This is a genomic window from Streptomyces sp. NPDC049541 (genome assembly GCF_044465725.1).
Taxonomy (GTDB): Bacteria; Actinomycetota; Actinomycetes; order Streptomycetales; family Streptomycetaceae; genus Streptomyces.
Map to the genome: position 1 here is coordinate 86,125 of NZ_JBITLY010000020.1, position 9,724 is coordinate 95,848.

3 protein-coding genes, 1 tRNA gene and 1 rRNA gene are annotated in these 9,724 nt (G+C 68.3%); 1 reads left to right on the plus strand and 4 read right to left on the minus strand.

The features are described 5' to 3' along the window. Positions 1-33: 33 nt before the first annotated feature. Positions 34-5,505, minus strand: coding sequence for a HAMP domain-containing protein (locus tag ACIBW9_RS41410; protein WP_398963704.1), 5,472 nt, complete (start codon positions 5,503-5,505; stop codon positions 34-36). Positions 5,506-5,879: 374 nt separating this feature from the next. On the opposite strand from ACIBW9_RS41410, the gene ACIBW9_RS41415 reads away from it, so the two are divergent. Beyond that, entirely contained in the window at positions 5,880-8,633 is a 2,754-nt protein-coding gene (locus ACIBW9_RS41415) for a SpoIIE family protein phosphatase (protein ID WP_398963707.1), read from the plus strand. Between the two features lie 55 nt (positions 8,634-8,688). Here the strand turns inward: ACIBW9_RS41415 and ACIBW9_RS41420 are convergent. The 3 genes from ACIBW9_RS41420 to rrf all read right to left on the minus strand — a co-directional run. Beyond that, a tRNA-Thr gene (locus tag ACIBW9_RS41420) sits at positions 8,689-8,764 on the minus strand. A 95-nt stretch (positions 8,765-8,859) separates the two neighbouring features. Continuing rightward, positions 8,860-9,522: a DegT/DnrJ/EryC1/StrS family aminotransferase gene (locus ACIBW9_RS41425; protein WP_398963714.1), complete on the minus strand. Its 663-nt coding sequence runs from the start codon at positions 9,520-9,522 to the stop codon at positions 8,860-8,862. Between the two features lie 114 nt (positions 9,523-9,636). Then, positions 9,637-9,724: ribosomal RNA gene (gene rrf, locus ACIBW9_RS41430) — 5S ribosomal RNA — on the minus strand; the annotation flags it as partial.

Here is a 9,724-nt window from a genome sequence, read left to right on the forward strand (position 1 = left end):
TCAGCAACTCCGCGTGAACATCGATGGTTCCCGTCACTCCCCCCGCATCCACTGCTCCATCACCGACAGCAGGTGATCGGGATCGACCGGCTTCGTCACGTAGTCGGAGGCACCCGACTCGATGGCCTTCTCCCGGTCGCCCTTCATGGCCTTCGCGGTCAGCGCGATGATCGGCAGGCCCGCGAACTGCGGCATCCTGCGGATCGCCGTGGTCGTCGCGTAGCCGTCCATCTCGGGCATCATGATGTCCATCAGGACGACCGCGACGTCGTCGTGCTGTTCCAGGACCTCGATGCCCTCGCGGCCGTTCTCCGCGTACAGCACGGACAGCCCGTGCTGCTCGAGCACGCTGGTGAGCGCGAAGACGTTGCGGATGTCGTCGTCGACGATCAGCACCTTCTGGCCGCCGAACCGGATGCCGCGCTGCACCTGCGGTGCCTCGTCCTGCTCGGCTGCCGACCACGGCTCCTGAGTCGCCAGACGCTGGTCGGCGTCGAGGCCGTGCCTGCGGCGGCGCCTGAAGAGCGCGGCGGCGCCGTTCTGCGTCTCCCGGTACGACTTCACCTCGGCCGGCGTCTCGATCTCCGCATCGGACAGATGAGCGAGGTCCGAGGCGGCCACCAGGTCGCCGGCGTTCAAGGCGGGCAGGGCCTGCTGGTAGCCCTGCGGCGGCAGTTCGCTGGGGTGCAGCGGCAAATACAGCGTGAACGTCGAGCCGCGTCCCGGCTCGCTCTGCGCATGGATCTCACCGCCGAGCAGCTGCGCGATCTCCCGCGAGATCGACAGCCCCAGGCCGGTACCGCCGTACTTGCGGCTCGTCGTGCCGTCCGCCTGCTTGAACGCCTCGAAGATCACGCGCATCTTGCTGGCGGCGATACCGATACCGGTGTCGGTCACCGAGAACGCGATCAGGTCCGCGTCCGGATCGCTCATCGACCCGGCCTCCAGCAACTGCTCCCGGATCGCCGGCGGCACGTCACGGCCGGCCGGCCGGATGACCAGCTCCACGGCCCCGGAGTCGGTGAACTTCACCGCGTTGGACAGCAGGTTCCGCAGCACCTGCAGCAGCCGCTGTTCATCGGTGTGCAGCGTGGCGGGCAGCTCCGGCGACACCCGTACGGACAGGTCGAGGCCCTTCTCCGCGGTCAGCGGCCGGAAGGTGGCCTCCACGTAGTCGACGAGCTGGACGAGCGCGATACGCGTCGGGGAGACATCCATCTTGCCCGCCTCGACCTTGGACAGGTCGAGGATGTCGTTGATCAGCTGAAGCAGGTCCGATCCGGCGCCGTGGATGGTCTCGGCGAACTCGACCTGCTTCGGGGTGAGGTTGGAGTCCGCGTTGTCGGCGAGCAACTTGGCCAGGATCAGCAGCGAGTTGAGCGGTGTGCGCAGCTCGTGCGACATGTTGGCGAGGAACTCGCTCTTGTAGCGCATCGATACGGCGAGTTGCTCGGCGCGCTCCTCCAGGACCTGCCGCGCCTCCTCGATCTCGGTGTTCTTGACCTCGATGTCGCGGTTCTGCTGGGCCAGCAGCTCGGCCTTCTCCTCGAGTTCGGCGTTGGACGCCTGGAGGGCCTTCTGCCGGTTCTCCAACTCGGCCGAGCGCTCACGGAGTTGCTCGGTCAGCTCCTGCGACTGCTTCAGCAACTGCTCCGTCTTGGTGTTGACGGAGATCGTGTTGACGCTGGTCGCGATCATCTCGGCGATCTGGTTGAGGAAGTCCTTCTGGATCTGCGTGAAGGGATTGAAGGAGGCCAGCTCGATGACACCGAGCACCTTGCCCTCGAACAGCACCGGAAGGACGATCACTTGCGCGGGCGGCGCCTCGCCGAGGCCGGAGGAGATCTTCAGGTAGCCGCTGGGCGCGTTCTCCACGAGGATCGTGCGCTTCTCCTCGGCGGCCGTCCCGATCAGCGCCTCGCCCGGCCGGAACGACGTCGGCATGGAGCCCATCGAGTAGCCGTACGACCCCAGCATGCGCAGTTCGTACGCGTCCTCGCTCTCGGCGTTCAGGTCCTTGCCGTCCATCAGCGGCATGGCCACGAAGAACGCGCCGTGCTGTGCCGAGACCACCGGCGTCAGCTCGCTCATGATCAGGGAGGCCACGTCCTGCAGATCGCGGCGGCCCTGCATCAGCGCCGAGATACGGGCGAGGTTGCCCTTCAGCCAGTCCTGCTCCTTGTTGGCGATCGTGGTGTCGCGCAGGTTGGCGATCATCTTGTTGATGTAGTCCTGGAGCTCCTGGATCTCGCCTGACGCATCGACGTCGATCTTCAGGTTCAGGTCGCCGCGGGTCACCGCGGTCGCCACGCGCGCGATGGCGCGCACCTGCCGGGTAAGGTTTCCTGCCATTTCGTTCACGGACTCGGTGAGGTCGCGCCAGGTGCCGTCGACGTCACGCACGCGTGCCTGACCGCCCAGCTGTCCTTCCGTGCCCACCTCACGGGCGACTCGGGTGACCTCCTCGGCGAAGCTGGACAGCTGGTCGACCATCGTGTTGATCGTCGTCTTGAGCTCGAGGATCTCGCCGCGGGCGTCAATGTCGATCTTCTTGGTCAGGTCGCCCTTCGCGATGGCCGTGGTGACCATGGCGATGTTGCGCACCTGACCGGTCAGGTTGGACGCCATGCCGTTCACCGAATCGGTGAGGTCCTTCCAGGTGCCCGCCACTCCCGGCACATGCGCCTGACCGCCCAGGATGCCGTCCGTGCCCACCTCGCGGGCCACCTTCGTGACCTGATCGGCGAACGAACTCAGCGTCTTCACCATCGTGTTGAAGGTGTCGGCAAGCTGCTGCACCTCGCCGCGCGCCTCGATCGTCACCGTACGCGTCAGGTCGCCGTTGGCGACGGCCGCCGCGACCTGGGAGATGTTGCGCACCTGCATGGTCAGGTTCTTGGCCATCAGGTTCACGTTGCCGCTGAGGTCCTTCCAGATGCCCGTGACACCCGGAACGTGCGCCTGGCCGCCCAGGATGCCCTCGGTGCCCACCTCACGGGCCACCCGGGTCACCTGCTCGGCGAAGCTGGACAGCTGGTCGACCATGGTGTTGACCGTCGTGACGAGCTCGAGAATCTCACCCTTCGCGTCAACAGTGATCTTCTTGGACAGGTCGCCCTTGGCGACCGCGGTCGTGACCTCGGCGATGTTGCGCACCTGGATGGTCAGGTTGTTCGCCATGAAGTTCACGGACTGGGTGAGGTCCTTCCAGGTGCCGGAGACACCCTGCACCTCGGCCTGACCGCCGAGCTGCCCCTCCGTGCCCACCTCACGGGCGACCCTGGTGACCTCCTCCGCGAACGACGACAGCTGGTCAACCATCGTGTTCAGGGTGTTCTTCAGCTCCAGGATCTCCCCGCGCGCGTCCACGGTGATCTTCTGGGAGAGGTCACCGCGGGCGACCGCGGTGGCGACCTGGGCGATGTTGCGCACCTGGGCCGTAAGGTTTCCTGCCATTCCGTTCACTGAGTCGGTCAGGTCCCGCCACACGCCTGCCACGCCGGGCACCTGCGCCTGACCGCCCAGACGGCCCTCGGTGCCCACCTCGCGGGCCACCCGGGTCACCTGGTCGGCGAAGCCGGAAAGCTGGTCGACCATCGTGTTGATGGTGTTCTTCAGCTCCAGGATCTCCCCGCGCGCGTCCACGTCGATCTTCTGCGACAGGTCGCCCTGGGCGACCGCGGTGGTCACCTGCGCGATGTTGCGCACCTGAGCGGTCAGGTTGCCGGCCATGCCGTTGACGGAGTCGGTGAGCTCCTTCCACGTACCGGCCACACCCGGTACGACCGCCTGGCCACCCAGCCGACCCTCCGTGCCCACGTCTCGGGCCATCCGCGTCACCTGGTCGGCGAAGGACGACAGCTGGTCCACCATCGTGTTCACGGTGTTCTTCAGCTGGAGCATCTCGCCGGAGACGTCCACGGTGACCTTCTGCGACAGATCACCGTTGGCGACCGCCGTCGTCACCTGGGCGATGTTGCGCACCTGCCCGGTGAGGTTGCGGAATGCGGTGTTGACCGAGTCGGTCAGGTCCTTCCAGGTGCCGGCCGCGCCCGGCACCTGCGCCTGTCCGCCCAGCTCACCCTCGACACCGACCTCACGTGCCACGCGGGTGACCTCGGAACCGAACGACGACAGCTGGTCCACCATGCCGTTGACGGTGTTCTTCAGCTCGAGCATCTCGCCGGCCACGTCGACGGTGACCTTCTGGGAGAGGTCGCCGTTGGCGACCGCCGTGGTGACGGCCGCGATGTCCCTCACCTGAATGGTCAGATTCCGGAACACCGTGTTGACCGAGTCCGTCAGGTCCTTCCACGTACCCGCCGCGCCCGGCACGTTCGCCTGGCCGCCCAGCTGTCCCGCGGCGCCGACCTCGTTGGCCACACGCGTGACCTCGTCCGCGAAGATCCGCAGCGTCTCCGTCATCTGGTTGATCGTGTCCGCGAGCTGCGCGACCTCGCCGCGTGCGGAGACGGTGACCTTCTGCGACAGGTCACCGTTGGCGACCGCCGTGGTGACCTGGGCGATTCCACGCACCTGGGCCGTCAGGTTGCCGGCCATCAGGTTCACCGAATCGGTGAGGTCCTTCCACACGCCGGCCACGCCCGGCACCTGCGCCTGCCCGCCGAGCTCGCCCTCGGTGCCCACCTCGCGCGCGACTCGCGTCACCTCGGAGGAGAAGGACGACAGCTGGTCCACCATCGTGTTGACGGTGTTCTTCAGCTCCAGCATTTCGCCCGCGACATGAACGGTGACCTTCCGCGACAGATCACCCTTGGCCACCGCGGTCGTCACCAGGGCGATGTCCCGCACCTGGGCCGTCAGCCGGTACGCCATCGTGTTGACGGAGTCCGTGAGGTCCTTCCACGAACCCGACATGCCACGCACGCGTGCCTGCCCGCCCAGCTTGCCCTCGGTGCCCACCTCGCTGGCCACACGCGTGACCTCGTCGGTGAAGGTCGACAGCTGGTCGACAAGGTTGTTTACAGTCCGCCCGACCTTGAGGAACTCCCCGCGCAGCGGATGGCCGGTCCCGTCCGGCGCCTGCGTCCGCAGCTCCATACGGGGCGAGAGATCGCCCTCCGCGACCGCGGACAGCACCCGGCCGACCTCGGAGACGGGCCGTACGAGGTCGTCCACGAGCGCGTTGGACGCCTCGATGGCGGTCACCCAGGAGCCCTCGTAGGCGCCCGTCTCCAGCCGTTCGGTGAGCTTGCCCTCACGGCCCACCATGCGCCGTACCCGCGACAGCTCACCCGTCAGATGGAGATTCCGGTCGGCCACCTCGTTGAAGACCGCCGCGATCTCCGACATCACGCCGTCTCCGGACACCGTGAGCCGCTTGCGGAAGTTCCCGTCGCGCATCGCCACGAGAGCCGCCAGCAGCCTGTTCAGAGAAGCCGTGTCCACTGCGGTCGTCCCGCCGCGCGGTTTGCGCTGGTTGTTCAGGGACTGTCCGCCTTTCGCGCGCGTCTTAGTGCCCCGCGTCGCTGCGCCAGACTCCACTGTGTCCCTCCCGCAGGGGTCGACCGTTACTGCTGTGCTCCGGTACTGCCGCTGACGTACCAGTTACTGCTGACTGTTTCTGCCCGTGTACCAGGCCGCACCACGGGCTGCTGCCCACTGCACGCGGAAGCCACTCGGCCTGTCCGGACCTTCACAAGAAGCTTGCCCAGTGTTTCACCCTGCCTGAACCCGGCCATAACAGTTCGGCAGCTTCGCACATCGTCCGCACACCCTCTGGGCGGAAACACTGCAGACCGGCATCCGCATGGCCGTCGAAGGTAAGTAACCTTGCATGCGGCTGTCCAGCCGCGCCGGTCCGTCCGGCCTGGGCGGTGGCACGAGAACGAGCGGGCATCGGAGGGGCGGCCGCACACATGACCACCGGACTGATCCCGGGGGGACAGCCCCCGGACCCCCGGCCGACGGGCGGTCTGCCGCATCAGCGGCACGAGCCGGTCGGCCAGGCAGCCCTGCCCGTCGACAACCGGCCGAGGAGTTCTGTGATCACCGCGCGCGCGGCCGCCAGCTTCGAGCCCGTCGGACGATCGGTAGCGACCGCCCGCTCCTTCGTCCGCGACACCCTCCAGGGCTGGGGCTTCGCCGACATCGTCGACGACGCCGTGGTCCTCACCAGCGAGCTGGTCACCAACGCCGTCGTCCACGCGGGCACCTCCGCGGACGTCCTGTGTCTGCGCAGCGACGAAGGCGTACGGATCGAGGTGGCCGACCGGTACCCGGAGCGCGAGATCCCTCTCCAGGGTCACCCCGTCAACATGGGCAGCCCGGACCGCGAGGGCGGCCGCGGGCTCCAGCTGTGCGCCGCACTCGCGGCCCGCTGGGGTGTCGAGTACACGCCCACCCACAAACAGGTCTGGTTCCAGCTCGACCTCCCCGAGCGCGCCGTGGGAACCCGCGCCGCCGGCCCGTCCCTCCCCCCCGACCTCCTCCCCCTCGCCGACGGGCGGGTCCGCGTCGCGGTCGTCCAGATCGACCGCGGCGGCACCATCACTTCGTGGAACGAGGACGCAGAGGAGCTCTTCGGTTACCCCGCCGAACAGGTGATCGGAAAGCCCCTTACCGATCTCGCCGCGTGGCCGCACACCCCGGGCACCAGCACCGGCATCGCCGAGGCCCTCCAGCTCTCCCGCTGGGAGGGCAGCTACGGCATAAGGGGCGCCAACGGCCGCGTCACCCCCGTGTACGCCTCCCACCTCCGAGTCCGCGACACGGGCGGTGAGCCGTCCACCGTGTGCCTCCTCGTCCGGGACCACGAACGGGCCGTCCTGCAGACCCCGCTGCGCATCCCGGCCTCCGACACGGCACCCACCGTCGACGGCCAGAGCACCGACCCCTTCGAGGTGTTCATCGGCTCTCCGGCCCCGGACGACCTCGACGGCCTCCTCCAGCGCACGGTGGAACGCGCCCGCGACATGCTCGACGCCGACTCCGCCTTCCTGCTGCTCGCGACCGACGACGAGACGGAGCTGGAGGTACGCGCCTCCACCGGCCTGCCCTCCGCTCGGCAGCGCTTCGCGCGCGTGCCCGTCGAGGCAGGCCCCGGCCGCTACGGCTCGGCCCGCATGCCCGCCGTCCACGACGACCTCACGGCCGTGCCGGGCGCCGTCCCGCTCCTCAGTGGCACGGGCATGCGCTCGGTCGTCACGGTCCCCCTGAAGGTCGAGGGCCGCCTCACCGGCTCCCTCGGCGTGGCGGCCGAGAGCCCCGGCAGATACTCGAACGAGGAAGCCCTGCGCCTCCAATTCGCCGCCGACCGCATCGCGTTGGCCGTCGAGTCGGCCCGCCTCGGCGAACTGGAACGCCTGCGCCGAGGCTCACTCAGCTTCCTCGTCGAGGCCTCCGACCTCCTGGCAGGCACCCTGGACCGCGACCAGACCCTGGCCCTGATGGCCCAGATGACGGTCCCCACCCTCGCCACCTGGTGTGCCGTCTACACGATCGCCGACCAGGCCTCCGAGCCGTATCTGTCGTACGTCCTGCACGAGGACGAGGAGCTGATCGACGGCATCAAGGCGCTGCTGTCGAAGGTCCCGCCGCCCGACCCGGTACCGACCCCAGGCGCCCGTGTCTGGTCCGCCCCCGGTGAGGTCGCCCACCGGGCAGCCCTCCGCAGCTCCATGCGGAGCCTGGGCCTGACCGGCGGCCCGACCCACCAGATGGCCTCGGGCATCGGCCCCACGCTCGCCACCGCCTCCGCGGTCGGCGGCGAAACCGTCGTACTCCCCTTGGTGGCACGCAACCGAGTCATCGGCATGCTGACCCTCGGCAAGCCCACCGACGAACACTTCCGCCAGGAGATCCTGGAACTGGCCGAGGACCTGAGCCGACGGGCCGCCCTGGCCCTCGACAACGCCCGCCTGTACTCGGAGCGCACGGCCATCAGCCAGTCCCTCCAGCGCAGCCTCCTGCCCCCAGAACTCCCGGAGATCGACGGCGTGGAGGTCGAGGTCATCTATCGCGCGGCCGGCGAGGGCAACGAGGTCGGCGGCGACTTCTACGACCTCTTCCCGATCAGCGACGGCGCCTACGGCTTCGCCATCGGCGACGTCTGCGGTACGGGCCCCAACGCGGCGGCGGTCACGGGCCTGGCCCGGCACGCGCTCCGTCTCCTGGCCCGCGAGGGCCTCAGCGGCCCGGCGGTCCTGGAGCGACTGAACTCAGCGATCCTCGACGAGGGCGCCCGCAGCCGCTTCCTGACCCTCCTGTACGGCGAGCTGCGGCCGCAGGAGGACGGCAGTGCCGAACTGAAGGTGGTCTGCGCCGGCCACCCCCTCCCGCTCCGTCTGCGCCAGGACGGCACGGTCGAACCGGCCGCCGAGCCGCAGCCGCTCCTGGGTGTCATGGAGGATCTGGAGCTCTACGAGCAGACGGTCACCCTCGACCCGGGCGACGTCCTCCTGTGCGTCACCGACGGCGTCACCGAGCGCCGTGAGGGCACCCGCATGCTCGGCGACGACGGCCTCACCGACGTCCTGACCACCTGCACCGGCCTGACGGCGGGAGCGGTTGCTGCGCGCATCATGCGCGCCGTGGAACGCTTTGCGTCCGACGCCCCGTCCGACGACATGGCGATCCTGGCGATGCGGGTCCCGGGCCTCCACAAGGACTGAGGGACCCACACACACGAAAAAAAGGCCCCGCCCAATTGGGCGGGGCCTTTCGTGCTGGAGCCCCCAAACGGAATCGAACCGTTGACCTTCTCCTTACCATGGAGACGCTCTGCCGACTGAGCTATAGGGGCCTGTCACCCTGAGGAGTTTTCCCCGCGGCAACGGAATAGATCATACCCCGAACAGACACGTGCTCCCAACCATGTCGTGCAGTGCCGACCGCCGTTCAGAAAGCAGGCTGAAGCAATCCGCCCAGTGCATTGCACGCGCCCACGATCCGCTGCATGTCCCGCTTGGTCAATGCGGCGTCGACAGGAAGCGCGAGGGTCTCGTCGGCGGCCCGCTCGGTCTCCGGCAGCGACACGCACCGGCGGAATTCCGGCAACCGGTGCACAGGCGTCTTCACCGGCACCCGGCACTCAACTCCCCTGGCGCGTACGGCCCGAGCGAAGGCATCCCGATCCGGCCGACCGTTCCCCGGCACCCGCACCACGTACTGCTGATAGGTGTGCCCGTCACCGCCGTCGGGTGTCCGCACACCCCTCAACTTGGCGTCTAGATAGGCGGCCCGCTCCCTGCGCTGAGCAACTTCGTCGTACGGCACCTCGGACTCCCCGTGCTCCAGCACCAGAAGCCCGTGCCGCTGGCCCACCCCGTGCAGCCGCGCGATGTCGGCCGGCCGGCCGAAGCGGTGTACGACAACGACCGCCGCCGTCCGGGGAGTTATGGCTGCTTCGACAGCGGCCGGGTCGAGGCAGTACGTCAGCGGATCTATGTCGGCGAACACCGGCAGCGCGCCGGCGAGGGCGACGGCCCCGGCGACCTCGGAGTTCCCGAAGGCCGGCACGACGACCTCGTCACCGACTCCGACGCCGGCGGCCCTGAGCATTGCAGCAGTACCCATGCTTCGGATGGTTGTTGCGCAACGTGAACTTCAAGTGACGGAGAACAAAAAAGGGTTGGACCCCGAACCGAAGTTCAGGATCCAACCCTTTGAATAATTGTTCGGCGGCGTCCTACTCTCCCACAGGGTCCCCCCTGCAGTACCATCGGCGCTGTAAGGCTTAGCTTCCGGGTTCGGAATGTAACCG